22 protein-coding genes, 1 rRNA gene and 1 riboswitch are annotated in these 25,570 nt (G+C 54.2%); of the genes, 12 read left to right on the forward strand and 11 right to left on the reverse strand.

Going from position 1 to position 25,570, the window contains the following annotated elements:
- Positions 1-47: 47 nt before the first annotated feature.
- Positions 48-1,589 (reverse strand): 16S ribosomal RNA (locus OGV38_RS08045).
- 619 nt (positions 1,590-2,208) lie between these two features.
- Here OGV38_RS08045 and purH point away from each other — a divergent pair.
- Positions 2,209-3,798 (forward strand): bifunctional phosphoribosylaminoimidazolecarboxamide formyltransferase/IMP cyclohydrolase, encoded by a 1,590-nt coding sequence (purH, locus tag OGV38_RS08050; RefSeq protein WP_269520034.1) that lies wholly within the window; start codon positions 2,209-2,211, stop codon positions 3,796-3,798.
- A gap of 15 nt (positions 3,799-3,813) precedes the next feature.
- Entirely contained in the window at positions 3,814-5,103 is a 1,290-nt protein-coding gene (gene purD / locus OGV38_RS08055) for a phosphoribosylamine--glycine ligase (RefSeq protein ID WP_286473160.1), read from the forward strand.
- Here the strand turns inward: purD and zraR are convergent.
- Both zraR and zraS read right to left on the reverse strand, forming a co-directional pair.
- Entirely contained in the window at positions 5,100-6,425 is a 1,326-nt protein-coding gene (gene zraR, locus OGV38_RS08060) for a sigma-54-dependent response regulator transcription factor ZraR (RefSeq protein WP_049043230.1), read from the reverse strand. The two genes, purD and zraR, sit on opposite strands and share 4 nt — an antisense overlap.
- 5 nt (positions 6,426-6,430) lie before the next feature.
- Positions 6,431-7,816 carry a two-component system sensor histidine kinase ZraS gene (gene zraS, locus OGV38_RS08065; protein ID WP_269520030.1) on the reverse strand — a complete coding sequence of 462 codons (1,386 nt, stop codon included), beginning with the start codon at positions 7,814-7,816 and terminating at the stop codon, positions 6,431-6,433.
- A 264-nt stretch (positions 7,817-8,080) separates the two neighbouring features.
- On the opposite strand from zraS, the gene zraP reads away from it, so the two are divergent.
- Entirely contained in the window at positions 8,081-8,521 is a 441-nt protein-coding gene (zraP, locus tag OGV38_RS08070) for a zinc resistance sensor/chaperone ZraP (protein WP_016155316.1), read from the forward strand.
- A 59-nt stretch (positions 8,522-8,580) separates the two neighbouring features.
- Here the strand turns inward: zraP and OGV38_RS08075 are convergent, their stop codons facing one another.
- From OGV38_RS08075 to nudC, 6 genes are all read right to left on the reverse strand, one after another.
- Positions 8,581-9,273, reverse strand: coding sequence for a DUF1481 domain-containing protein (locus OGV38_RS08075; RefSeq protein WP_047359007.1), 693 nt, complete (start codon positions 9,271-9,273; stop codon positions 8,581-8,583).
- A gap of 11 nt (positions 9,274-9,284) precedes the next feature.
- The gene (hupA, locus tag OGV38_RS08080) at positions 9,285-9,557 is read right to left on the reverse strand and encodes a nucleoid-associated protein HU-alpha (protein ID WP_001044509.1); all 273 of its coding nucleotides are present in this window, start codon (positions 9,555-9,557) and stop codon (positions 9,285-9,287) included.
- A 186-nt stretch (positions 9,558-9,743) separates the two neighbouring features.
- Positions 9,744-10,334: a YjaG family protein gene (locus OGV38_RS08085; RefSeq protein WP_269520027.1), complete on the reverse strand. Its 591-nt coding sequence runs from the start codon at positions 10,332-10,334 to the stop codon at positions 9,744-9,746.
- A gap of 33 nt (positions 10,335-10,367) precedes the next feature.
- Positions 10,368-11,048 (reverse strand): deoxyribonuclease V, encoded by a 681-nt coding sequence (nfi, locus tag OGV38_RS08090; RefSeq protein WP_047359002.1) that lies wholly within the window; start codon positions 11,046-11,048, stop codon positions 10,368-10,370.
- A 9-nt stretch (positions 11,049-11,057) separates the two neighbouring features.
- Positions 11,058-12,122: a uroporphyrinogen decarboxylase gene (hemE, locus tag OGV38_RS08095; RefSeq protein ID WP_286473161.1), complete on the reverse strand. Its 1,065-nt coding sequence runs from the start codon at positions 12,120-12,122 to the stop codon at positions 11,058-11,060.
- Between the two features lie 43 nt (positions 12,123-12,165).
- A complete protein-coding gene (gene nudC / locus OGV38_RS08100; protein WP_016155312.1) occupies positions 12,166-12,939 on the reverse strand; it encodes an NAD(+) diphosphatase in 774 nt (257 codons plus the stop codon).
- A 96-nt stretch (positions 12,940-13,035) separates the two neighbouring features.
- Between nudC and OGV38_RS08105 the strand changes: the two genes are divergently transcribed.
- The 7 genes from OGV38_RS08105 to thiH all read left to right on the forward strand — a co-directional run bounded on the left by OGV38_RS08105 (position 13,036) and on the right by thiH (position 19,147).
- Positions 13,036-13,524 carry an Rsd/AlgQ family anti-sigma factor gene (locus tag OGV38_RS08105; RefSeq protein WP_016155311.1) on the forward strand — a complete coding sequence of 163 codons (489 nt, stop codon included), beginning with the start codon at positions 13,036-13,038 and terminating at the stop codon, positions 13,522-13,524.
- Between the two features lie 49 nt (positions 13,525-13,573).
- Positions 13,574-13,696, forward strand: a riboswitch (TPP riboswitch).
- Positions 13,697-13,779: 83 nt separating this feature from the next.
- On the forward strand, positions 13,780-15,678 hold the full coding sequence (thiC, locus tag OGV38_RS08110; protein WP_286473162.1) for a phosphomethylpyrimidine synthase ThiC: 1,899 nt from the start codon (positions 13,780-13,782) through the stop codon (positions 15,676-15,678).
- Entirely contained in the window at positions 15,678-16,313 is a 636-nt protein-coding gene (gene thiE / locus OGV38_RS08115; RefSeq protein WP_016157945.1) for a thiamine phosphate synthase, read from the forward strand. Before thiC ends, thiE begins: the two co-directional genes overlap by 1 nt.
- Entirely contained in the window at positions 16,306-17,064 is a 759-nt protein-coding gene (locus OGV38_RS08120) for a HesA/MoeB/ThiF family protein (protein WP_269520023.1), read from the forward strand. Before thiE ends, OGV38_RS08120 begins: the two co-directional genes overlap by 8 nt.
- The gene (gene thiS, locus OGV38_RS08125) at positions 17,045-17,245 is read left to right on the forward strand and encodes a sulfur carrier protein ThiS (protein ID WP_286473164.1); all 201 of its coding nucleotides are present in this window, start codon (positions 17,045-17,047) and stop codon (positions 17,243-17,245) included. Before OGV38_RS08120 ends, thiS begins: the two co-directional genes overlap by 20 nt.
- A 1-nt stretch (position 17,246) precedes the next feature.
- Positions 17,247-18,017: a thiazole synthase gene (gene thiG, locus OGV38_RS08130; protein ID WP_047415991.1), complete on the forward strand. Its 771-nt coding sequence runs from the start codon at positions 17,247-17,249 to the stop codon at positions 18,015-18,017.
- Entirely contained in the window at positions 18,014-19,147 is a 1,134-nt protein-coding gene (thiH, locus tag OGV38_RS08135) for a 2-iminoacetate synthase ThiH (RefSeq protein WP_016157943.1), read from the forward strand. Before thiG ends, thiH begins: the two co-directional genes overlap by 4 nt.
- A gap of 120 nt (positions 19,148-19,267) precedes the next feature.
- On the opposite strand, the gene cspE is transcribed toward thiH, so the two are convergent.
- Positions 19,268-19,480 carry a transcription antiterminator/RNA stability regulator CspE gene (gene cspE, locus OGV38_RS08140; RefSeq protein WP_016155304.1) on the reverse strand — a complete coding sequence of 71 codons (213 nt, stop codon included), beginning with the start codon at positions 19,478-19,480 and terminating at the stop codon, positions 19,268-19,270.
- A 1,090-nt stretch (positions 19,481-20,570) separates the two neighbouring features.
- On the opposite strand from cspE, the gene OGV38_RS08145 reads away from it, so the two are divergent.
- Positions 20,571-20,876 (forward strand): PTS sugar transporter subunit IIB, encoded by a 306-nt coding sequence (locus OGV38_RS08145; protein WP_016155303.1) that lies wholly within the window; start codon positions 20,571-20,573, stop codon positions 20,874-20,876.
- A gap of 4 nt (positions 20,877-20,880) precedes the next feature.
- Positions 20,881-21,198, forward strand: coding sequence for a PTS lactose/cellobiose transporter subunit IIA (locus tag OGV38_RS08150; protein ID WP_016155302.1), 318 nt, complete (start codon positions 20,881-20,883; stop codon positions 21,196-21,198).
- Between the two features lie 131 nt (positions 21,199-21,329).
- Here the strand turns inward: OGV38_RS08150 and rpoC are convergent, their stop codons facing one another.
- Positions 21,330-25,553 (reverse strand): DNA-directed RNA polymerase subunit beta', encoded by a 4,224-nt coding sequence (rpoC, locus tag OGV38_RS08155; RefSeq protein WP_016155301.1) that lies wholly within the window; start codon positions 25,551-25,553, stop codon positions 21,330-21,332.
- Positions 25,554-25,570: the final 17 nt, after the last annotated feature.

Raw genomic sequence — 25,570 nt, forward strand, 5'->3', positions numbered from 1 at the left:
TTCATCAGACAATCTGTGTGAGCACTACAAAGAACGTTTCTTTAAGGTAAGGAGGTGATCCAACCGCAGGTTCCCCTACGGTTACCTTGTTACGACTTCACCCCAGTCATGAATCACAAAGTGGTAAGCGCCCTCCCGAAGGTTAAGCTACCTACTTCTTTTGCAACCCACTCCCATGGTGTGACGGGCGGTGTGTACAAGGCCCGGGAACGTATTCACCGTGGCATTCTGATCCACGATTACTAGCGATTCCGACTTCATGGAGTCGAGTTGCAGACTCCAATCCGGACTACGACATACTTTATGAGGTCCGCTTGCTCTCGCGAGGTCGCTTCTCTTTGTATATGCCATTGTAGCACGTGTGTAGCCCTACTCGTAAGGGCCATGATGACTTGACGTCATCCCCACCTTCCTCCAGTTTATCACTGGCAGTCTCCTTTGAGTTCCCGACCGAATCGCTGGCAACAAAGGATAAGGGTTGCGCTCGTTGCGGGACTTAACCCAACATTTCACAACACGAGCTGACGACAGCCATGCAGCACCTGTCTCAGAGTTCCCGAAGGCACGTTCGCATCTCTGCAAACTTCTCTGGATGTCAAGAGTAGGTAAGGTTCTTCGCGTTGCATCGAATTAAACCACATGCTCCACCGCTTGTGCGGGCCCCCGTCAATTCATTTGAGTTTTAACCTTGCGGCCGTACTCCCCAGGCGGTCGACTTAACGCGTTAGCTCCGGAAGCCACGCCTCAAGGGCACAACCTCCAAGTCGACATCGTTTACGGCGTGGACTACCAGGGTATCTAATCCTGTTTGCTCCCCACGCTTTCGCACCTGAGCGTCAGTCTTTGTCCAGGGGGCCGCCTTCGCCACCGGTATTCCTCCAGATCTCTACGCATTTCACCGCTACACCTGGAATTCTACCCCCCTCTACAAGACTCTAGCCTGCCAGTTTCGGATGCAGTTCCCAGGTTGAGCCCGGGGATTTCACATCCGACTTGACAGACCGCCTGCGTGCGCTTTACGCCCAGTAATTCCGATTAACGCTTGCACCCTCCGTATTACCGCGGCTGCTGGCACGGAGTTAGCCGGTGCTTCTTCTGCGAGTAACGTCAATTGCTGCGGTTATTAACCACAACACCTTCCTCCTCGCTGAAAGTACTTTACAACCCGAAGGCCTTCTTCATACACGCGGCATGGCTGCATCAGGCTTGCGCCCATTGTGCAATATTCCCCACTGCTGCCTCCCGTAGGAGTCTGGACCGTGTCTCAGTTCCAGTGTGGCTGGTCATCCTCTCAGACCAGCTAGGGATCGTCGCCTAGGTGAGCCGTTACCCCACCTACTAGCTAATCCCATCTGGGCACATCCGATGGCAAGAGGCCCGAAGGTCCCCCTCTTTGGTCTTGCGACGTTATGCGGTATTAGCTACCGTTTCCAGTAGTTATCCCCCTCCATCGGGCAGTTTCCCAGACATTACTCACCCGTCCGCCACTCGTCACCCAAGGAGCAAGCTCCTCTGTGCTACCGTTCGACTTGCATGTGTTAGGCCTGCCGCCAGCGTTCAATCTGAGCCATGATCAAACTCTTCAATTTAAGTTTGATGCTCGTGAATTAAACTTCGTAATGAATTACGTGTTCACTCAGAGACTTGGTATTCATTTTTCGTCTTGCGACGTTAAGAATCCGTATCTTCGAGTGCCCACACAGATTGTCTGATAAATTGTTAAAGAGCAGGTGCGACGCGCTTTAGCGCTCTGTCGCGAGGTGGCGTATATTACGCTTTCCTCTTTCAGAGTCAACCCTCATTTTCAGGTTTTTCTCTTCAACCGAACCGGCTGTTTGTGTGAAGTGATTCACATCCGCCGTGTCGATGGAGGCGCATTATAGGGAGTTTCCTGCGGCCCGCAACCCTTAAATTGCAGAAAAATGACTGACCGCTGCATTCCACAGCAAAACCCCGCCTTATACCCATTTACACACAGAGTTATCCACAAACCACGCGATCGTTTGTGCACTTCTCTGTTTATATGAGCATCCTTCAACGGAAAAAGAAGAGGTCAAAATCGAAAATTAAAAATTCGCGAGCGTTGCGCAAACGTTTTCGTTACAATGCCCCCGCACAACAAGGATGCCCCGTAAGGGGCGTTAGCTGAGTTTTTAGCCAAGAATTCACCTAACGCTCTCTGTAATAGTCAAATCCAGGGGATTTACCATGCAACAACGTCGTCCAGTCCGCCGCGCTCTGCTCAGTGTTTCTGACAAGGCCGGTATCATCGAATTCGCTCAGGCACTTTCCGCACGCGGTGTGGAGCTGCTGTCTACAGGTGGCACTGCGCGCCTGTTGGCTGAGAAAGGCCTGCCAGTGACCGAAGTTTCCGATTACACCGGCTTCCCGGAAATGATGGATGGACGCGTAAAGACCCTGCATCCGAAAGTCCACGGCGGCATTCTTGGTCGTCGCGGTCAGGACGACGGGATTATGGAACAGCACGGCATCGCACCTATCGACATGGTGGTTGTTAATCTGTACCCGTTCGCCGATACCGTTGCCCGTGAAGGCTGCTCGCTGGAAGATGCGGTAGAAAACATTGATATCGGCGGCCCGACGATGGTGCGTTCCGCTGCCAAGAACCATAAAGATGTGGCTATCGTTGTGAAGAGCAGCGACTACGCCGCCATTATTAAAGAGATGGATGCCAACGACGGTTCTCTGACCCTCGACACGCGTTTCGACCTCGCGATTAAAGCCTTCGAACACACCGCCGCTTACGACAGCATGATCGCCAACTACTTCGGTAGCATGGTTCCGGCCTACCACGGCGAAAGCAAAGAAGCCGCTGGTCGCTTTCCACGTACACTGAACCTGAACTTCATTAAGAAGCAGGATATGCGCTACGGCGAGAACAGCCACCAACAGGCTGCCTTCTATATAGAAGAGAATGTTAAAGAAGCGTCCGTTGCCACCGCGCAGCAGGTACAGGGCAAAGCACTTTCCTACAACAACATCGCCGATACCGATGCGGCGCTGGAGTGCGTAAAAGAATTCAACGAGCCAGCCTGTGTGATCGTCAAACACGCTAACCCGTGCGGCGTGGCAGTCAGTACCTCTATTCTCGATGCTTACGACCGCGCCTATAAAACCGACCCGACCTCCGCGTTCGGCGGCATCATCGCCTTCAACCGCGAACTGGATGCCGAAACTGCTCAAGCCATCATTTCCCGTCAGTTCGTGGAAGTGATCATCGCGCCATCCGCAACCGAAGACGCACTGAAAATCACCGCCGCCAAACAGAACGTCCGCGTGCTGACCTGCGGTCAGTGGGCACAACGTGTGCCGAGCCTGGACTTCAAACGCGTTAACGGCGGTCTGCTGGTTCAGGATCGTGACCTGGGTATGGTGAGCGAAGGTGAACTGCGCGTAGTTTCCAAACGTCAGCCGACCGAACAGGAACTGCGCGATGCGCTGTTCTGCTGGAAAGTAGCTAAATTTGTAAAATCCAACGCCATTGTTTACGCCAAAGAGAACATGACTATCGGCATAGGCGCAGGCCAGATGAGCCGCGTATATTCCGCAAAAATCGCCGGGATTAAAGCCGCCGACGAAGGTCTGGAAGTTCAAGGTTCCTCTATGGCATCCGACGCTTTCTTCCCGTTCCGCGATGGGATTGATGCCGCCGCCGCCGCTGGTGTGACCTGCGTGATCCAGCCGGGCGGTTCTATCCGTGATGATGAAGTCATTGCTGCCGCCGACGAGCACGGCATAGCGATGGTGTTCACCGACATGCGCCACTTCCGCCATTAATCCACGGAGCAGACGATGAAAGTATTAGTGATTGGCAACGGGGGGCGCGAACACGCGCTGGCCTGGAAAGCGGCGCAGTCGCCAAAAGTCGAAACGGTATTTGTCGCACCAGGCAACGCGGGCACCGCGCTGGAACCTGCGCTGCAAAACGTGGCAATCGGCGTGACCGATATTCCGGCGCTGCTGAGCTTTGCCCAGAATGAGAAGATCGATCTGACCATCGTTGGCCCAGAAGCGCCTCTGGTAATTGGCGTGGTCGATGCGTTTCGCGCCGCCGGTCTGAAAATCTTCGGCCCAACCGAAGGTGCAGCGCAGTTGGAAGGCTCCAAAGCCTTCACCAAAGATTTCCTTGCCCGTCATAACATTCCAACGGCGGAGTATCAGAACTTCACCGAGATTGAGCCTGCGCTGGCCTATCTGCGTGAGAAAGGCGCGCCGATCGTTATCAAGGCCGACGGCCTGGCCGCCGGTAAAGGCGTTATCGTCGCGATGACGCTGGAGGAAGCCGAAGCCGCTGTTCATGACATGCTGGCAGGTAACGCTTTTGGCGATGCGGGCCACCGTATCGTTATCGAAGAGTTCCTCGACGGTGAAGAAGCGAGCTTTATCGTGATGGTTGACGGCGAGCACGTGCTGTCAATGGCCACCAGCCAGGACCACAAACGCGTGGGCAACGGCGATACCGGTCCGAATACCGGCGGTATGGGCGCTTACTCACCTGCACCGGTGGTGACTGATGACGTTCATCAGCGCACCATGGAACGCATCATCTGGCCAACCGTAAAAGGCATGGCGGCGGAAGGGAACACTTACACCGGTTTCCTGTACGCGGGTCTGATGATCGACAAACAGGGCAACCCGAAGGTTATCGAGTTCAACTGCCGCTTCGGCGATCCGGAAACCCAGCCGATTATGCTGCGTATGAAATCGGATCTGGTGGAGCTGTGCCTTGCCGCCTGTGATGGCAAGCTGGATGAGAAAACCTCTGAGTGGGACGAACGCGCCTCTTTGGGCGTAGTGATTGCCGCAGGGGGTTATCCGGGCAACTACAATACTGGCGATGAGATCCACGGCCTGCCGCTGGAAGAAGTCGCTGACGGTAAAGTGTTCCACGCGGGCACCAAACTGTCTGCTGACGATCGCGTGCTGACCAACGGCGGTCGCGTCCTGTGCGCCACCGCGCTGGGCAACACCGTTGCCGAGGCGCAGCAGCGTGCCTACGCCCTGATGACCGACATCCGTTGGGACGGCAGCTTCAGCCGTAACGACATCGGCTGGCGCGCCATCGAACGTGAGCAAAACTAACGGCTGAGTTTAGCCAGCAGCGTTTTGCGCGTAATACCTAACTGACGGGCGGCTTCGGTTTTATTGCCGCCCGTTTTTTCCAGCGCCGCCAGAATCACTTCTTTTTCGACATCCACCAGCGGTTGGATCTCGCCACTGTATTCCGTTTTTATCGGTGTCGCGGCAATCGCCATCGGCAGCTCGCGTTCGGAAATATATTCCCCCGTTAGCAGCACCACCGAACGCTCAATCGCATTTTCCAGCTCACGGATATTACCCGGCCAGTCATAGTGGATCAGCAGATCCATCGCCTGCGGAGTAAAGCCCTTCACCGCTTTTCGGTTACGTGTGGCAAAACGCTGGAGAAAATGTTCGGCCAGCAGCGGAATATCTTCCCGGCGCTGGCACAGCGCAGGCATTTCAATAGTGATGACGTTCAGGCGATAGTAGAGATCCTGACGAAAGCGCCCGGCGTTCACTTCCTCCGCCAGATCGCGATGTGTGGCGGCGATCAGCCGGACATCAACCGCAATAGTCTGGTTGCTGCCAACCCGTTGCACTTCCCGCTCCTGGATTGCCCGCAGCAGACGCACCTGCATTAGCGGTGAGATATCGCCAATTTCATCAAGAAATAACGTGCCGCCTTCGGCTTCCACAAAGCGCCCTTCCCGCCGCTTATCCGCACCGGTAAACGCGCCTTTCTCGTGACCAAAAAGTTCGGACTCCAGCAGCGATTCATTAAGCGATGCACAGTTCAGCGTCACCAGCGGTTTATCACAGCGGGCACTGCTGGCATGCAGCGCCCGGGCCACCAGCTCTTTCCCCGTACCGGAGTCTCCGTGAATGAGCACCGTTGCATCCGAGGGCGCAACCATCGCGATTTCATTGATCAACTGCCGCATCGCCGGACTGCTGCCAATCATGCCAAACTGCGCAGCCGACCCTGACGGCAGTTCAGCGCCCGTTTCCCGCGTATGCGCCAGCGCCTTTTCCAGCGTCTCCTGCAGGCGATCAAAATCCAGCGGCTTGATTAAGTAGTCCAACGCACCGGTTTTCAGTGCCTCAACGGCGGTCTCCACGCTGGAGAACGCCGTCATGATCAATACCGGAATCGCCGAATTCAGCGCTTTAATCTCTTTCAGCGTTGCGATGCCGTCCATCTCCGCCATACGCACATCGCACAGCACTAAATCAAATACGCGTTCACGCACCTGTTCCAGTGCCGCTTGCCCGCTATAGGCCAGCGCGACCTCATAACCCCAGCCGCGCAGCAGCGCCTGTAAAATGGTGCAGTGGCTGATATCGTCATCTACCACCAGAATATTGATTTTTCCGCGCGTCATCCTTGTTAATCCTGTTGTTTCGCGTTGGTCGGCAGCCAGAGGGTAAAGGTTGCGCCTTTGCCCTCAACGCTTGCCACATGAATGGTACCACCGTGCTGTTCAATTATGTTCTGCACTACCGCCAGCCCAAGGCCGGTTCCATCCGCTTTAGTCGTGAAGTAAGGCGTAAAAATGGCCTCCAGCTGTTCCGCTGCAATCCCTTTCCCGCTATCAATAACCATGATTTTAACGCGATCGCCGCTGCTTTCACTCGCTTCAACCGTAATCGTGCCCTGACGACCAATCGCATGAATGGCGTTCAGATACAGATTCAACAGAACCTGAGTCAGTCGGTCGGGATCGGCCTGAATAGCGGGCAGCGTGGAACTGGCCGAAAAACGTAGCTGGATTTCCCGGCTTGCCGCATCCTGACTCACCAGGTTTAATGAGTGGGTGATGACCTCATTGAGATCCACCTGTTGCAGCGTCAGATGCGCAGGTTTCACCAGCTCCAGCAGCTCGCTCACCACCCGATTTAAACGGTCCGCCTCTTTCGCCATCACCTGCGCCAGCTCATGCGACTCACCACCAGCCGGAGTTCGTTCAGCAAAATACTTCGCTAAACCTTTGATCGATGAAAGCGGGTTTCGAATCTCATGCGCGACCCCGGCCGCCAGATGCCCGAGCGCCATCAGTTTTTCTTTACGCTTCATCGCATCCTGCAGTTCTTTGTACGAGCGCTGATAGCGCTGATACCAGAAGAACGTCAGCACAGTGGCCAGCAGCACGGCCGCCAGCGCAGACAGGACGATCAGGGTGTTACGCCACTCTCTTGCCTGAGTCGCAGCCAGATCGCTGGCATCAAAAGCGATAAATATGGTTTGTGCGGGGGTAATAAGCTGTCCGTCATTGCTGGCACAGCGCGCCATGCCATGACGTCCTGAACCATACATAGGCTGAAACTGACGATAAATTTCCAGGACCGGTGTTTTTTCACCGTCCCCCGTAGGCATGTCAATATTCCGCCAGCTTTCTTGTTCCCCGGGGCTTAATTGCCGCAGGACATCCGGTGAATAGAGCGTTTTACCGACCATCGCGGAATTGCTATGAGTAATAATGACGCCATGATCGTCAACGACGGCAAACCATAGCACGCCTGGTTGTACGGCCATTTCCTCCAGCAGCGTCTGCTGTTGAGCATGATGCATGCGCATCCCCATACCTACGCGCGTACCAGACTCCAGAGCGCGGATGAGCACGCTGCCTTTTTCCAGTAGCGTTTGCCGCGCGGCACCGCTTTCCCGCCCATAGTCCCGAATGGTCATAATCGAAAACCAACCGACCAAAATCAGGATTGCCGCCAGCAAGAGTCGGCTCAACCACTTGGCCGCCGTGTCCTTATAAAGACGCATACGCTCTCCCTTTATCCCACCTGTTCCTTTCATCGTTGCAGGTATACAGCAGAAATCATGCCATTTTTTCTCCGTGATAACCCTGCCCTCAGACACAAACCGCTGAAAGTAGCGGGTAAAAATGACCCGCCGGCGCGTTCTGGCGAGTCATTTTTACTCGTCGCCCTGTAAAGGCCACGACTACAACGCCCGCGGGACCGGGATTGCCGCTTTGGCACGGAAGATGCAATAGAAAATGTAATCTAACCAACAGGAGAACGACCCATGAAACGGAACAACAAACTGGCGCTGATTGCACTCTCTCTTATCGCGTTGGGCTCTACCCCGGCGCTGGCGCAGAATCACTGGGGATATGGTGATGGAATGCAGCAACGAGGCGGTACGCCAATGACCACTGAGCAGCAGGCTACCGCGCAGAAAATATATGATGATTACTACTCGCAGACCAACGCCTTGCGCCAACAGCTGACCTCTAAACGTTATGAGTACAACGCGTTGCTAACAGCCAGCTCGCCAGACACAGCAAAAATTAATGCTGTGGCAAAGGAGATGGAGGCGTTGAATCAGTCACTGGATGAGCAGCGCGTTAAACGCGATGTCGCAATGGCCCAGGCAGGCGTACCTCGCGGAGCGGGAATGGGCTACGGCGGGTGCGGCGGTGGCGGTAACCATCGCGGCGGCCATATGGGAATGGGCCACTGGTAAACGTTTTTTGCCGGATGGCGGCCTCACCTTATCTGGCCCGATGTCCTGGCATCAGGTTTTCAGAAGGTTTTGGCAGTAGGCTGCCAGTGACAAAAATCTTCATTAGCAACCAGCAGTAGCTGCGACCCTTCTGGCGCTTCCAGCCATGCCACACTCACTTCTACAGATGAATGGCTCTGGCGGCGCTCAATGTGGTTTATCGCCCACGATTCCAGATCGGGCTTCAGTGTTTCACCTTCACAGGTCGTGACTGTGTTATTCGCATGCCAGCGTCCCTGACGCAATATCACCCGTCCCTGACGCAACGCATCGCTGGTCTGGCGGATTTGATCGGCACGATAGCGGTAAAGCGCAATTTGATCGCTGGAAAGCTGCTGCTTTTGCCCATCGACTTCACGCTGCATGAAACTCAGTTCGCCCCGGTCATCGAAGCGTATACGGACATGTTCCGGTGGTTTACTGTAAGTGTTGAGTTCTATCAGCGAGAGCGAATCACCCTGCCAGCGGTATTCACTGGTGGTGGTATCGCCTTTACGCCACGGACTAAATACCGAGAGCAAGTGAACATCGTCGCTGGAATCTTTACGCCAAATGCGTACCGCCCCCTGATCGCCAACATAGCCGCTGGCCGTGAATGGAGGAAGCTCAGAGTGGCGACTACAGGCAGACAGTAACAGCACACCTGAAAGCCAAAGCGAATGACGCCAGATGGACAAAAGGGGCGAAACCGCCCCTTCGATAAAACTGTTCACTGCCACGCGAATTACTTAACCGCGTCTTTCAGTGCTTTACCAGAAACAAATGCCGGTACGTTAGCTGCGGCAATTTTGATTTCTTTACCGGTCTGCGGGTTGCGGCCAGTGCGCTCAGCACGGTGGTTCACTTTGAAGGTACCGAAACCAACCAGTTGTACAGCATCGCCTTCTTTCAGAGACTCAGTAATAGCAGCCAGAGTGGATTCCAGAGCAGCTTTAGCCTGTGTTTTAGACAGTTCTGCTTTGTCTGCAATTACATCAATCAGTTGAGTCTTGTTCATAAGTTATCCTTACAATGTGTTTATCGCTTGCTAAGCATCGAGTGCGACGGAAATGCCAGAAAAGCACTCTCCTGCATACACGCACCGATAGCCACTTTTTTTCGCCCCCCAAATGTAGACCAGACCGGGGGCGGATGGGAAGCCTTCAGGCACGACAAATCAGGCGTTAAATCACGTTTTATGGTGTCATTGCTGAAAATTTATACCAATATTGCTCTCGCCAGCCTCGCGCAGGTCTGCACGAAGCCCTTTTATCAGCTCAATATCGCGTTCTTCACAGTCGGCTAAAAGTCGGAAAATTTCCCACTGAATATCCCATTCTTGCTCAACGGCCGGGTTCTCTTTGAGCTCTTCATCGGTCATTTCGCGACCAGCCTGGGTCATTTCCAGCATCGCCACCGTCGTAATCGAAGCCTTACTAACCTCAATTGCATGTTCCTGCGTTTCACCGCTAAGACGCGAATGCATCAGTTCGCTTAATGCCACACAGGCATCAATCGCCGGATAAACGCCGTACAAATCGTAATCGTCTGCTGAAGGAATAGCCTCTTCAAATTTTTCCAACTGGCTATCGAAATTGATTTTCGCGTCTTTAACCGTCAGCGCTTCCCAAATCAAATCCAGAATTCGGCGGTAAATTTGTCCATCGCCAAATTCGGTTTGCTTACAGAACATGGCGTAGTTGGGGTACATGCGTTCGCACAGACAGGCCATAAACGTGACGTGCTGCCAGCTTTCCAGCTTCTCCAGACGCAGGTGAATCGGATTTTGTAACATGATGAGTTCTCAAATACGGAAATTAGCGGCAGTTTACCCGATATGGGGCGTTTTTGCTGCAAGCCGCGTAAAAGCAGGGCGTTCGGATGCCACCGCATCTGCCCAGCGTGTTGGTTCGGGCAGACGATAGCCGTTCATACAGCGTTGTACCCACGCTAACGCGCTGTCCTGATTCACGCGATGACCCGTAGAGATAAACAGCGGGTTACAGCGTGCTTTGCTGCGCCAAACCCATGCCAGCTGTTCGCCTTTATCCAACAACGGCGCTAACGCTCCGGGTTCGGCGGCGAGCGGCTCAAACTTGCCGCACAACCGTTTTTTCGCCACGCCAATCGTCGGGACATCCACCAGCAGGCCAAAATGGCTGGCCACGCCCAGACGGCGAGGGTGAGAGATCCCGTGACCGTCAACGAACAGCAGATCAGGCTTGTGCGAAAGCTGCTGCCAGGCGGCCATCAGCGCGGGTGTTTCGCGAAAGGAGAGAAAGCCAGGAATGTAGGGCATGGTGGTGGCGATTCGCGCCACCGTGTATTCAACCAGTTCCAGCGAGGGGTACTTCAGTAAGACCATCGCGGCTCGCGTCACTTCGCCCCCCTGCTCGAACCCAACGTCCGCCCCGCCGATCAGATCCGGCGGATCGTTCCTCAGGCGATCTTCGCGGATCACTGAAGAGGCCAGTTCAAGCTGCTGCGCGCGTAATGACGCAAGATCCATAATGACTCCTTAGCGGTGATACTGTTCAGACAACCGATGTACCGCCTCCACAAAGACACCCGCATGCTCTGGCGGGACATCCTGATGAATGCCGTGGCCCAGGTTAAAGACATGGCCTTCACCCTGACCAAAACCGGCCAGAATCGTCGCCACCTCTTCTTCGATGCGGGCTGGCGGCGCATACAGCATGGACGGATCCATATTGCCCTGCAGTGCCACTTTATGACCTACACCACGACGCGCATCGGCAATGTCAGTGGTCCAGTCCAGACCTAACGCATCACAGCCGGTTTCCGCCATCGCTTCCAGCCACTGACCACCGCCTTTAGTGAACAGCGTCACCGGTACGCGACGACCTTCGTTCTCGCGCATCAGGCCGTCGACGATTTTGTGCATGTAGTACAGGGAGAACTGCTGATAGTCGCGACCGGTCAGCACACCGCCCCAGGTGTCGAAAATCATTACCGATTGCGCGCCCGCTTTGATCTGCGCGTTCAGGTACAGAGTGACGCTCTTCGCCAGCTTATCAAGCAGCAGATGCAGCGCCTTTGGATCGGCGTACATCATCTTTTTAATCACGGTGAAGGCCTTACTACTGCCGCCTTCGACCATATAGGTCGCCAGTGTCCACGGGCTACCGGAGAAGCCGATCAGCGGCACTTCGCCTTTCAGTTCACGGCGGATAGTGCGCACCGCATTCATCACATAACCCAGTCCATCTTCCGGGTCCGGGATCGGCAGTTTGTCGACGTCAGCCTTGCTGACGATCGGTGAGGTAAAGCGTGGGCCCTCTCCTGCTTCAAAATACAGCCCAAGTCCCATCGCATCGGGAATCGTCAGGATATCCGAAAAGAGGATCGCCGCATCAAGCTTATAGCGACGCAGCGGCTGCAGCGTGACTTCGCAGGCCAGCTCGGCATTTTTGCACAGCGCCATAAAATCGCCCGCTTCGGCGCGCGTGGCTTTATATTCCGGTAGATAGCGGCCCGCCTGGCGCATCATCCATACCGGAGTGACATCAACGGGCTGGCGCAGCAGCGCACGCAGATAACGATCGTTCTTCAGTTCGGTCATTTTTCCATTCCTTGAGCTATTTCACGCCAGTGTAACATGTGTGTCACTCATACTCTGCCCGGCAGAGGGCGACGGTATCTTCAATCAATCGACGCGCGACGGTGCCCGGCGGGGGCAGGAGCGGTAAATCGTCGTAGCGATACCAGTTCGCTTCCAGCAGTTCCTTCGGGTCAATCACAATTTCGCCGCTATCATACTCCGCCATAAATGCGGTCATCAAAGACTGTGGGAACGGCCACGGCTGAGAAGTGACGTAGCGCAGGTTTTTTACCTTAATGCCGCTCTCTTCCATGACTTCGCGCGCCACCGCCTGCTCGAGGGTCTCGCCCACTTCGACAAAACCCGCCAGCACGGTATGCACGCCGTTACGATGGCGAACATGTTGGGCAAGCAGGATAGCGTCGTCACGACGAATAGCGACGATAATGCAGGGGGCAATTTGCGGGTAGTAGCGTTCTCGACAGTGGCTACACAGCATCGCCCATTCCGTTTTACTCGGGTGCATGGGATGACCGCAGTAACCGCAGAATTTATGTGAGCGGTAGAACTCGGCCAGTTGTACGCCGCGTCCGGCCAGTTGAAACAGGCCAACATCCTGGTCAATGACCTGGCGCACAGACCCCATATCGTGCCGACGCTGCTGCTGCACCAGCCAGACCGTCTCCCCTTCCCATTCGCCTATAGGAAGTGCGCGTTGCCCGGTTAGATCAAAACTTGCTGCGTCGCCGTAAGGCAGTTCGCCATGAGGCAACCATAACTTTTGCTCATGACTGACAATCCACCAGCCGCTATCTAATTTTTCAATTATACGATCCATATCTCTTGCGCAACCTTTGCTTCACAGGCATGTTGTTTACATTATTTTTACATTTACGGGTGAGCCGTTCCTAAACACCATCTTGCGGAGTCAATCATGCTAAACCAGCTGGAAAGCCTGACGGAGCACGTCGGAGGAAGTAACAAACTGGTTGATCGCTGGCTACATGTACGTAAGCACCTTCTCGTGGCTTACTACAATCTGGTTGGCATTAAGCCTGGCAAAGAATCGTACATGCGGCTCAATGAAAAGGCGCTGGATGATTTTTGCCAGAGCCTGGTCGATTACCTTTCCACCGGACACTTCAGTATTTATGAACGTATTCTCCATAAATTGGAAGGGAACGGGCAGCTTTTAAAAGCCACAAAAATTTGGCCGCTCCTGGAAGCCAATACGCAACTGATCATGGACTACTATGATTCCAGTCTGGAGACCGCCATTGATCACGATAACTTCCTTGAATTTCAACAGGCCTTATCGGATATCGGCGAGGCGCTGGAAGCCCGGTTCGTGCTGGAAGATAAGCTGATCATGCTGGTTTTTGATGCGATGCACGAGAGTGGCATGATCAAACGTCCTGCTTGAGATTTGCGACATTAACGCGTAATTTACATTCATTACCTCTTTTTGAGGTTACTTCTTGTCGGAGTGCTTATTTTCCACAGCAGCATGAGTGGAAAAGGCTGAGACCGTTAATTCGGGATCCGCGGAACCTGATCAGGTTAAAACCTGCGAAGGGAACAAGAGTCAATCTACAACCGTATCGCCCTTTGGCGTTCGTCTCTCTTGCTTCATCCGTCGTCTGACAAGCCATATCCTTACTTTTATTTGGAATGAGCTATGTCTGCCACTACTAAACCATCACGCCGCGAACAGCGCGCCCAAGCCCAACACTTTATCGACACGCTGGAAGGTACCGCCTTTCCTAACTCAAAACGTATCTACATCACCGGTTCGCAGGCGGATATTCGCATCCCGATGCGCGAAATCCAGCTAAGTCCTACGCTGATTGGTGGTACGAAAGACAACCCGCAGTTTGAAGAGAACGAAGCCGTGCCGGTGTACGACACCTCCGGGCCGTACGGCGATCCTGATGTGGCGATTAACGTTCAGCAGGGTCTGGCGAAACTGCGCCAGCCGTGGATTGCGGCGCGTAATGATAGCGAAGAATTAGACGACCGTAGCTCCGCTTATACCAAAGAACGTCTGGCCGACGATGGCCTGGACGAGCTGCGTTTCAGCGGCCTGCTGACGCCAAAACGCGCCAAAGCCGGCAAGCGCGTTACCCAGTTGCACTATGCCCGTCAGGGGATGGTTACCCCGGAGATGGAATTTATCGCCATCCGTGAAAACATGGGCCGCGAGCGCATTCGTAGTGAAGTGCTGCGCCATCAGCATCCAGGGATGAACTTTGGCGCTCGCCTGCCGGAAAACATCACCCCGGAATTCGTGCGTGATGAAGTCGCTGCGGGCCGCGCGATTATTACTGCCAACATCAACCACCCGGAATCCGAGCCGATGATCATCGGCCGCAACTTCCTGGTGAAGGTGAACGCCAACATCGGTAACTCGGCGGTAACCTCCTCCATTGAAGAAGAGGTGGAGAAGCTGGTGTGGTCGACCCGCTGGGGCGCAGATACGGTGATGGACCTCTCCACCGGCCGCTATATTCACGAAACCCGCGAGTGGATCCTGCGTAACAGCCCGGTGCCGATCGGTACCGTGCCGATCTACCAGGCGATGGAGAAGGTTAACGGGATCGCCGAAGATCTCACCTGGGAAGCCTTCCGCGACACGCTGCTCGAACAAGCCGAACAGGGCGTCGACTACTTCACCATTCACGCGGGCGTACTGCTGCGCTACGTGCCGATGACCGCCAAACGCCTGACAGGTATTGTCTCGCGCGGCGGTTCGATCATGGCGAAATGGTGTCTCTCTCATCACAAAGAGAACTTCCTGTTTGAACATTTCCGCGAGATTTGCGAAATCTGTGCCGCCTATGACGTTTCGCTCTCTCTCGGCGACGGCCTGCGTCCAGGCTCGATTCAGGATGCCAACGACGAGGCGCAGTTCTCCGAGCTGCATACGCTGGGCGAACTGACCAAAATCGCCTGGGAATACGACGTGCAGGTGATGATTGAAGGCCCGGGTCATGTGCCGATGCATATGATCCAGCGCAACATGACCGAAGAGCTGGAGCACTGCCATGAAGCGCCGTTCTACACCTTAGGGCCGTTGACGACAGATATCGCGCCGGGCTATGACCACTTCACCTCCGGCATTGGTGCGGCGATGATCGGCTGGTTTGGCTGTGCAATGCTGTGCTACGTCACGCCAAAAGAGCACCTTGGCCTGCCGAACAAAGAAGACGTGAAGCAAGGGCTGATTACCTACAAGATTGCCGCCCATGCCGCTGATTTAGCCAAAGGCCATCCGGGTGCGCAGATCCGCGATAACGCCATGTCGAAAGCACGCTTTGAATTCCGCTGGGAAGACCAGTTTAACCTCGCACTCGACCCATTCACCGCCCGCGCCTATCACGATGAAACCCTGCCACAGGAGTCCGGCAAGGTTGCCCACTTCTGCTCCATGTGCGGGCCGAAGTTCTGCTCGATGAAAATCAGCCAGGAGGTCCGCGACTATGCCGCCGCACAAACCATTGAAATCGGAATGGCGGATATGTCGGAGAACTTCCGCGCCAAAGGCGGCGAAATCTACCTCAAAAAAGAGGAGGCGTGATGTACCAGCCTGATTTCCCGACCGTGCCGTTCCGCCTCGGGCTTTACCCGGTGGTAGACAGCGTTGAATGGATTGAACGCTTGCTGCAGGCAGGTGTGCGCACGATCCAACTGCGCATTAAAGATAAACGTGATGAAGAGGTCGAAGCCGACGTCATTGCCGCCATTGAGCTGGGGCGTCGCTATGATGCTCGCCTGTTTATCAACGACTACTGGAGCCTGGCAATTAAGCACAACGCGTACGGCGTGCATCTGGGCCAGGAAGACCTCGAAACCACCGACCTGAAGGCGATTCAGGCGGCGGGGCTACGCCTGGGTGTTTCCACTCACGATGATATGGAGATAGACGTAGCGCTGGCTGCTAAGCCTTCTTATATCGCGCTGGGTCATGTCTTCCCGACGCAAACCAAGCAGATGCCGTCGGCCCCGCAGGGTCTCACGCAGCTGGCAAGCCATAGTAAACGACTGGCGGATTACCCCACTGTCGCTATCGGCGGCATCAGCCTTGAGCGCGCCCCGGCGGTGCTGGCGACCGGCGTTGGCAGCATTGCCGTGGTCAGCGCCATAACCCACGCCGCAGACTGGCAGGCAGCCACGGCGCAGCTACTGGACATTGCGGGAGCCGGCGATGAATGACCGCGATTTTATGCGCTACAGCCGCCAGATCCTGCTCGGCGACATTGCCATTGAGGGCCAACAAAAGCTGCTCGATAGCCATGTGCTGATCGTCGGTTTAGGTGGGCTCGGCTCGCCTGCGGCACTGTATCTGGCGGGAGCGGGCGTCGGCACGCTGACGTTGGCGGACGATGATGACGTTCATCTGAGCAACCTGCAGCGGCAAATATTGTTCACCACCGATGATATCGCCCGGCCGAAAGCACAGGCGGCAAAGCGACATCTGGCACGCCTTAATCCAGACAGCGAGCTGGTCGTCCTTGAGCAGCGGCTGACCGGTGAGGCGCTCCGGCATGCGGTAGCGCGTGCCGACGTGGTGCTCGACTGTACCGACAACATGGCGACGCGCCAGGAAATTAACGCCGCCTGCGTGTTGCTCAACACTCCGCTCATCACCGCCAGCGCTGTGGGCTTTGGCGGCCAGCTAATGGTACTGACGCCACCGTGGGAACAAGGCTGTTACCGTTGCCTGTGGCCGGATGATGTAGAGCCGGAACGCAACTGCCGCACCGCCGGCATCGTCGGCCCGGTTGTGGGCGTGATGGGCACCTTGCAGGCGCTGGAGGCGATTAAATTACTCAGCGGCATTGAAACTCCCAGTGGGGAGCTACGCCTGTTCGACGGTAAAACCAGCCAGTGGCGCAGCCTCGCGCTGCGTCGTGCCAGCGGCTGCCCGGTCTGCGGAGGACAACATGCAGATTCAGTTCAATGATGAGCCGATGCAGTGCGCCGAGGGACAAACCGTCAGCGGGCTGCTCACTGCGCTAAATCAACTTAAACCGGGAGCGGCGCTGGCGCTCAATCAGCAGATCCTGCCGCACGAGCAGTGGGAGCAGCAAATCGTGCAGGAAGGCGACCAGATCCTGCTTTTTCAGGTTATTGCAGGGGGTTGATATGTTACGTATTGCTGACAAAACGTTTGATTCACATCTGTTCACCGGCACCGGAAAATTTGCTTCGTCGCAGCTGATGGTCGAGGCGATTCGCGCCTCCGGCAGCCAACTGGTGACGCTGGCGATGAAGCGCGTGGATTTGCGCCAGCACAACGATGCCATTCTGGCCCCACTTATCGACGCGGGGGTGACACTACTGCCTAACACCTCTGGGGCGAAAACCGCGGAAGAGGCTATTTTCGCCGCCCAGCTGGCACGTGAAGCGCTGGGCACAAACTGGCTAAAATTAGAAATCCACCCGGACGCCCGCTGGCTATTGCCGGATCCGATTGAAACGTTAAAAGCCGCGGAAGCATTGGTGAAACTGGGCTTTGTGGTGCTGCCCTACTGCGGCGCGGATCCGGTGCTGTGTAAGCGGCTGGAAGAGGTCGGCTGCGCGGCGGTAATGCCGCTCGGCGCGCCCATCGGTTCTAATCAGGGACTGGAAACGAAAGCGATGCTGGAGATTATTATCCAACAGGCAACCGTACCGGTGGTGGTTGATGCGGGTATTGGCGTCCCCAGCCACGCCACACAGGCGCTGGAAATGGGTGCCGACGCAGTGCTGGTCAACACGGCAATCGCCGTGGCCGACTGCCCGGTCACGATGGCTACCGCCTTCCGTCTGGCGGTTGAAGCGGGCCTTCTGGCGCGCCAGGCGGTACCAGGAAGCAAAAGTTCGCAGGCAAGCGCCACCAGCCCGTTAACCGGATTCCTGGAGGCCTTCGTATGAAAACGTTCAGCGACCGCTGGCGCCAGCTTGACTGGGATGACATCCGCCTGCGTATCAACGGTAAAACCGCCGCTGACGTGGAGCACGCCCTCAACGCTTCACAGCTTAGTCGCGACGATCTGATGGCGTTGCTCTCCCCTGCCGCCGCCGACTTTCTGGAGCCGTTGGCACAGCGAGCGCAGCGCCTGACCCGGCAGCGCTTCGGCAACACGGTCAGCTTTTATGTTCCGCTGTATCTCTCGAATCTTTGCGCCAACGACTGCACCTACTGCGGCTTTTCCATGAGCAACCGTATCAAACGCAAAACGCTGGACGAAGATGAGATAAAACGAGAGTGTACCGCTATCCGTGAGCTGGGTTTTGAGCATCTGTTGTTGGTCACCGGTGAACATCAGGCAAAAGTCGGAATGGATTACTTTCGTCGCCATTTGCCCACCATTCGCCGCCAGTTTGCCTCATTGCAGATGGAAGTTCAGCCGCTGTCAGAGGCTGAATATGCGGAGCTGAAGACGCTGGGACTGGATGGCGTGATGGTGTATCAGGAGAGCTATCATGAGGCGATTTACGCTCGCCACCATCTGAAGGGGAAAAAGCAGGATTTCTTCTGGCGACTGGAAACGCCGGACAGGCTGGGCCGCGCAGGGATCGACAAAATCGGTCTTGGCGCGTTGATTGGTTTGTCCGACAGCTGGCGGGTCGATTGCTATATGGTAGCTGAACATCTGCTGTGGATGCAGCAGCATTACTGGCAGAGCCGCTACTCCATCTCCTTCCCTCGCCTGCGCCCATGCACCGGTGGCGTTGAACCCGCATCGATCATGGACGAGCGACAGTTGGTCCAAACCATTTGCGCGTTTCGTTTACTGGCGCCAGAAATTGAGCTGTCGCTCTCCACCCGCGAATCGCCATGGTTCCGTGATCATGTGATCCCGCTGGCGATCAACAACGTCAGCGCCTTCTCAAAAACACAGCCCGGCGGTTATGCCGATAACCATCCTGAACTGGAACAGTTCTCCCCACACGATGCCCGTCGCCCAGAAGCCGTTGCTGAAGCACTAATGGCGCAGGGGTTACAGCCCGTGTGGAAGGACTGGGACAGCTATCTGGGACGCGCTTCGCAGATGCCGTAAGTCCGGAGCAATCGCATAAAACGAAAAAACCCGCTTTCGCGGGTTTTTTCTTCACTGTCACTTAACTGCTCAGGCTCTGGCCTTCATCGCTATCGTAAGCATTAGTGAAATTATCGGCGATTACAGCGCGACAACGTTAACAGCAGACGGGCCTTTAGCGCCATTCTCCACAGAGAACTCCACTTTTTGACCTTCGTCTAATGTTTTAAAATCGTTACTCTGGATAGCAGAGAAATGCACAAACACGTCCTTGCTACCGTCCTGAGGAGTGATAAAGCCGAAACCTTTCTCAGAGTTAAACCATTTTACTAAACCAGTCATTTTGTTAGACATAGATACTTCCTTTCATATTTTTGAGCCGCTTAAGCAGCGAAGATGGCCTGTTTTGCAGAAATTAACTTATGGGGCACTTAGGGAGGAGGCTCATGAAGAAGAGTATCTGAGGATAACGCTTGAACTGAGAACTGCTTTACTAAAACTGCTTTCATAAGGTCTGTGTATCAAACCGATGTCGCTATAGTAGACTTACTTCTAATCAATAAGCAAGCATTAATTTATTTAATAATCGATTAGCGCCGAAATGTTACACCATCGCGGTTGAGCATTTCAGGTAACAACTTGATCTAAAATGAACAAAAGCCCTGACCATTGCAGTCAGGGCTTTAAGTTACTACACACTTCAAATTTAACATTAATAAACTTAACGATTTAATACTGCTGATGGTACTACTTTAAAATGTACACGTTTACTACAGATAATATTGGATATTGATACTAACTAAAACCGTCCTCTATTTACCGTTAAACACATTCCACCCGCTTGATAATAGAACTCAAGGCTGGTGACCTAAACAAGTACACTTCCCCTCGCGACATATACTCTTTGATGCGTTGCCTTATTTCCCTTGCGATAACCAGAAAACAGAAACCGCAAACATTTACTATTAAATCATGGCGTTACATCGTCGCGTTTTACTAACTATTTGCGATTAGATATATCAACTACGTGGCCTGAAAGCATTGTCGAGGTGAATAAATAGCGTTTTCAGCATCGACTATCCCATACAAAAATACTTCGTGGCCTTTATCGCAACCCCCAATCAAGCTCTACTAACACTTACTACGTTAACAGCAAACTACAATTTCTCCGCTGTTAAGTATTAACATACGGGTTTAAAAAATGCTGTCAATACTGTTTTTTATAACATGTCTTTATTAACAGTGATTATATATTCCCGCATATGATAAATGGGTCAACAATCGCCAAATCAGGGCCAGATCGTGGGGTTGAGCCTCTTTTTGTAACCGGTTTCAGAAAAAGTGACTTTCTTTGTGATGCTTTGCACACAATCGTTGCAAAGCAGTTGTTGCTGCGGCTGGCTCGCGATAATTATCAACCCACACATGTTGATCGAGACTGCTTATGAAAAACATCGTTTTATGCTGTGCCGCCGGAATGTCCACCAGCATGCTGGTGCAAAAGATGAAAGATGCCGCCCAGAAAAAAGGAGTCGACGTCACTATCAAAGCGGTCCCGGTGGCTGAGTTTGAAGAGAATATCGCCACTGCGGATATCGTATTGCTCGGCCCACAGGTTAAGTATGAACAGGCCAAGCTGCAGGCGCTCGCCGACCCGCTAGGAAAAAAAGTCGCCGTTATCGATATGATGGATTACGGCATGATGAAAGGCGATGCGGTACTGGACAAAGCGCTGAAACTACTGGAGTGATGGCATGGAAGAGTTAGAAACGATCATCATGGAATTATTGGTAAACGCCGGAGCTGCGCGCAGTCAAGCCCTGACGGCGTTGCAACTGGCGCGTAAAGGTGATTTCGCCGGGGCAGAACACGCGATGATGGAATCACGCGAGTATGTTAAACAAGCGCATAAAATCCAGACCCAGCTGATCGGAATTGACGAAGGCACTGGCAAACTACCGGTTAATCTCATCACCGTCCATTCGCAGGACCACCTGATGAATGCCATGGTGATTCAGGATCTGGCAGGCGATATGATTGAACTGTATCGACGCTTACCACCAGTAAACTGATCGGATGGCGTAAGCATGGCGTCATCATGCCGGATGGCAGCTGATGCCTTATCCGGCCAACATAATACATCTTAAATCCATCGACATAAAAAAACCCGCCGAAGCGGGTTTTTTATTAGTGTCAGCAACGATTAATCGTTGTCAGAACCGCCCAGGCCTGCGTTCAGCAGTTCTGCCAGGCTGGCAGACGCATCTTCAGCAGTCACCTGCGGAGCAGCTGGCAGTTCGCCCGCTGCGCGGCGGCGCATACGATCCTGGTGGTACGCATAACCGGTACCCGCCGGGATCAGACGACCCACGATAACGTTCTCTTTCAGACCGCGCAGTTCATCACGTTTACCTGCAACAGCGGCTTCGGTCAGGACACGCGTGGTTTCCTGGAACGATGCTGCAGAGATGAAGGACTCGGTTGCCAGAGACGCTTTGGTGATACCCAGCAGATCGCGGGAGAATGTTGCACCCACTTTGCCGTTCGCTTCCAGATCGCGGTTAGCAATCTTGACGCGGGAGTATTCAACCTGCTCGCCTTCCAGGAAGTCGGAGCTACCAGCGCTTTCGATGGTGGCTTTACGCAGCATCTGACGAACGATAACTTCGATGTGCTTATCGTTAATCTTAACGCCCTGCAGACGGTATACGTCCTGAACTTCGTTAACGATATAACGAGTTACAGCATGCACACCACGCAGACGCAGGATGTCGTGCGGCGCTTCCGGACCGTCGGAAACAACGTCACCACGTTCTACACGTTCACCTTCGAACACGTTGAGCTGACGCCATTTCGGAATCATCTCTTCGTACGGCTCGCTACCGTCTACCGGGGTGATAACCAGACGACGTTTACCTTTGGTTTCTTTACCGAAGGAAATGATGCCGCTGATTTCAGCCAGGATTGCCGGCTCTTTCGGACGACGTGCTTCGAACAGGTCCGCAACGCGCGGCAGACCACCGGTGATATCCTTGGTACCGCCGGATTCCTGCGGAACACGCGCCAGGGTGTCACCAGAACTGATCTGTACGCCATCTTCCAGCTGAACAATCGCTTTACCCGGCAGGAAGTACTGAGCAGGCATATCGGTGCCTGGGATCAGAACGTCGTTGCCCTGAGCATCAACAATTTTCAGTGCCGGACGCAGGTCTTTACCACCCGCAGTACGTTCTGCAGAATCCAGAACCACCAGAGAAGACAGACCGGTCAGCTCGTCGGTCTGACGAGTAATGGTCTGGCCGTCGATCATGTCAGTAAAGCGGACGAAACCACTCACTTCGGTGATAACCGGCATGGTGTGCGGATCCCAGTTCGCTACGGTTTCGCCGCCAGCAACCTGTTCGCCATCACCTTTCGCCATAACGGAGCCGTAAGGCACTTTATAGCTTTCTTTGGTACGGCCGAATTCGTCGATCAGTTTCAGTTCGGTGTTACGTGAGGTGATAACCAGTTTACCGCTGGAGTTAACAACCGACTTCGCATTGCTCAGACGGATGCTACCTTTATTTTTCACCTGGATGCTGGATTCAGCAGCCGCACGAGATGCCGCACCACCGATGTGGAACGTACGCATCGTCAGCTGTGTACCCGGTTCACCGATGGACTGTGCCGCGATAACGCCGATTGCTTCACCTTTATTGATGATGTGGCCACGCGCCAGGTCACGACCGTAGCAGTGAGCACATACACCAAAGTCGGTGTCACAGGATACAACGGAACGGACTTTGACGGAGTCAACGGAGTTCTCTTCCAGCAGGTCACACCACTGTTCGTGCAGCAGCGTGTTGCGTGGAACCAGAATATCCGCCGTACCCGGCTTCAGAACGTCTTCAGCAGTCACACGACCCAGAACGCGATCGCGCAGCGGTTCTTTAACGTCACCACCCTCGATAACCGGGGTCATGGTGATGCCTTCCAGCGTGCCGCAATCGTCTTCAGTAACAACCAAGTCCTGCGCAACGTCAACCAGACGACGAGTCAGATAACCGGAGTTCGCTGTTTTCAGTGCGGTATCCGCCAGACCTTTACGAGCACCGTGAGTAGAGATGAAGTACTGGAGTACGTTCAGACCTTCACGGAAGTTCGCGGTGATTGGCGTTTCGATGATGGAGCCATCTGGCTTAGCCATCAGACCACGCATACCGGCCAGCTGACGAATCTGTGCTGCAGAACCACGCGCACCGGAGTCGGCCATCATGTAGATGCTGTTGAAGGAAACCTGCTGCTCTTCTACGCCGTCACGGTTAATCACGGTTTCGGTTTGCAGGTTATCCATCATCGCTTTGGATACACGATCGTTCGCCGCAGCCCAGATATCGATAACTTTGTTATAGCGTTCGCCCGCGGTTACCAGACCAGACTGGAACTGCTCCTGGATCTCAGCAACTTCAGCTTCCGCTTCAGAGATGATCTCGTGTTTCTTCTCTGGGATGACCATGTCATCAATACCAACAGATGCACCTGAACGCGCTGCATAAGCAAAGCCGGTGTACATTGTCTGGTCAGCGAAGATAACGGTCGGCTTCAGGCCCAGAATGCGGTAACAGGTGTTCAGCATTTTGGAGATTGCTTTCTTGCCCAGCGCCTGGTTGACGATGGAGAAAGGCAGACCTTTCGGTACGATCATCCACAGAATGGCGCGACCAACGGTCGTGTCTTTCAGGCTGGTGTGCGCAACGAATTCGCCGTTTTCATCTTTTTCGTATTCAGTGATACGCACTTTAACGCGCGCATGCAGAGAGGCCAGACCTGCGCGATAGATACGCTCAGCTTCTTTCGGGCCAGTCAGCACCATGCCTTCGCCTTTGGCGTTAACACAGTCACGGGTCATGTAGTACAGACCCAATACAACGTCCTGAGACGGAACGATGATAGGTTCGCCGTTCGCCGGAGACAGGATGTTGTTGGTAGACATCATCAGCGCACGCGCTTCGAGCTGGGCTTCCAGCGTCAGCGGTACGTGAACAGCCATCTGGTCACCATCGAAGTCGGCGTTATATGCCGCACAAACCAGCGGGTGCAGCTGGATAGCTTTACCTTCGATCAGTACCGGTTCAAATGCCTGGATACCCAGACGGTGCAGGGTTGGTGCACGGTTCAGCAGTACCGGGTGTTCGCGGATAACTTCGTCGAGGATATCCCAAACGACGGCTTCTTCACGCTCAACCATTTTCTTAGCGGCTTTGATGGTGGTGGCCAGGCCACGCAGTTCCAGCTTGCCGTAAATGAACGGTTTGAACAGTTCCAGTGCCATTTTCTTCGGCAGACCGCACTGATGCAGACGCAGGTATGGACCTACGGTGATTACAGAACGACCGGAGTAGTCAACACGCTTACCGAGCAGGTTCTGACGGAAACGACCCTGTTTACCTTTGATCATATCGGCCAAAGATTTCAGAGGACGTTTGTTAGAACCGGTGATCGCACGACCACGACGACCGTTATCCAGCAGGGCGTCAACCGCTTCCTGCAGCATACGTTTTTCGTTACGTACGATGATGTCCGGCGCAGCCAGATCCAGCAGACGTTTCAGACGGTTGTTACGGTTGATCACGCGACGGTACAGATCGTTCAGATCTGATGTTGCGAAACGACCACCATCCAGCGGAACCAGCGGACGCAGATCTGGCGGCAGAACCGGCAGAACGGTCAGGATCATCCACTCTGGCTTGTTGCCAGACTGTACGAATGCTTCCAGCAGTTTGATACGTTTGGTCAGCTTCTTACGCTTGGTTTCGGAGTTGGTTTCGTTCAGCTCTTCGCGCAGAGTTTCGCACTCTTGCTCCAGATCCATGCTCTTCAGCAAGGCCTGGATTGCTTCCGCACCCATCTTCGCGTCGAATTCGTCACCGAACTCTTCCAGCGCGTCCAGATACTGCTCTTCAGTCAGGATCTGTTGACGTTCCAGGTTAGTCATACCGCCTTCGATAACCACATAAGATTCGAAGTACAGTACGCGTTCGATATCGCGCAGCGGCATATCGAGCAGCAGACCGATACGGGACGGCAGAGATTTCAGGAACCAGATGTGAGCGGTCGGAGACGCCAGCTCGATGTGGCCCATACGCTCACGGCGTACTTTAGTTTGGGTCACTTCAACGCCGCACTTCTCACAGATCACACCGCGGTGTTTCAGGCGCTTGTACTTACCGCACAGGCACTCATAGTCTTTTACCGGCCCAAAGATACGGGCGCAGAAAAGGCCGTCACGTTCAGGTTTGAACGTACGGTAGTTGATGGTTTCCGGCTTCTTAACTTCACCGAAAGACCATGAACGGATCATGTCTGGCGAGGCCAGAGCAATTTTGATCGCATCAAACTCTTCGGTTTTAGTCTGCGCTTTCAGAAACTTTAATAAATCTTTCACGGATTTGCTCCCGTCGG

The organism is Citrobacter sp. Cb080, assembly GCF_030334745.1.
Lineage (GTDB): Bacteria > Pseudomonadota > Gammaproteobacteria > Enterobacterales > Enterobacteriaceae > Citrobacter > Citrobacter braakii.

Excerpts from the sequence above, each read along its gene's own strand:
- purH (WP_269520034.1), top strand. The coding sequence starts at position 2,209 with ATGCAACAACGTCGTCCAGTCCGCCGCGCTCTGCTCAGTGTTTCTGAC.
- purD (WP_286473160.1), top strand. The coding sequence starts at position 3,814 with ATGAAAGTATTAGTGATTGGCAACGGGGGGCGCGAACACGCGCTGGCC.
- zraR (WP_049043230.1), bottom strand. The coding sequence starts at position 6,425 with ATGACGCGCGGAAAAATCAATATTCTGGTGGTAGATGACGATATCAGC.
- zraS (WP_269520030.1), bottom strand. The coding sequence starts at position 7,816 with ATGCGTCTTTATAAGGACACGGCGGCCAAGTGGTTGAGCCGACTCTTG.
- zraP (WP_016155316.1), top strand. The coding sequence starts at position 8,081 with ATGAAACGGAACAACAAACTGGCGCTGATTGCACTCTCTCTTATCGCG.
- hupA (WP_001044509.1), bottom strand. The coding sequence starts at position 9,557 with ATGAACAAGACTCAACTGATTGATGTAATTGCAGACAAAGCAGAACTG.
- OGV38_RS08085 (WP_269520027.1), bottom strand. The coding sequence starts at position 10,334 with ATGTTACAAAATCCGATTCACCTGCGTCTGGAGAAGCTGGAAAGCTGG.
- nfi (WP_047359002.1), bottom strand. The coding sequence starts at position 11,048 with ATGGATCTTGCGTCATTACGCGCGCAGCAGCTTGAACTGGCCTCTTCA.
- hemE (WP_286473161.1), bottom strand. The coding sequence starts at position 12,122 with ATGACCGAACTGAAGAACGATCGTTATCTGCGTGCGCTGCTGCGCCAG.
- nudC (WP_016155312.1), bottom strand. The coding sequence starts at position 12,939 with ATGGATCGTATAATTGAAAAATTAGATAGCGGCTGGTGGATTGTCAGT.
- OGV38_RS08105 (WP_016155311.1), top strand. The coding sequence starts at position 13,036 with ATGCTAAACCAGCTGGAAAGCCTGACGGAGCACGTCGGAGGAAGTAAC.
- thiC (WP_286473162.1), top strand. The coding sequence starts at position 13,780 with ATGTCTGCCACTACTAAACCATCACGCCGCGAACAGCGCGCCCAAGCC.
- thiE (WP_016157945.1), top strand. The coding sequence starts at position 15,678 with ATGTACCAGCCTGATTTCCCGACCGTGCCGTTCCGCCTCGGGCTTTAC.
- OGV38_RS08120 (WP_269520023.1), top strand. The coding sequence starts at position 16,306 with ATGAATGACCGCGATTTTATGCGCTACAGCCGCCAGATCCTGCTCGGC.
- thiS (WP_286473164.1), top strand. The coding sequence starts at position 17,045 with ATGCAGATTCAGTTCAATGATGAGCCGATGCAGTGCGCCGAGGGACAA.
- thiG (WP_047415991.1), top strand. The coding sequence starts at position 17,247 with ATGTTACGTATTGCTGACAAAACGTTTGATTCACATCTGTTCACCGGC.
- thiH (WP_016157943.1), top strand. The coding sequence starts at position 18,014 with ATGAAAACGTTCAGCGACCGCTGGCGCCAGCTTGACTGGGATGACATC.
- cspE (WP_016155304.1), bottom strand. The coding sequence starts at position 19,480 with ATGTCTAACAAAATGACTGGTTTAGTAAAATGGTTTAACTCTGAGAAA.
- OGV38_RS08145 (WP_016155303.1), top strand. The coding sequence starts at position 20,571 with ATGAAAAACATCGTTTTATGCTGTGCCGCCGGAATGTCCACCAGCATG.
- OGV38_RS08150 (WP_016155302.1), top strand. The coding sequence starts at position 20,881 with ATGGAAGAGTTAGAAACGATCATCATGGAATTATTGGTAAACGCCGGA.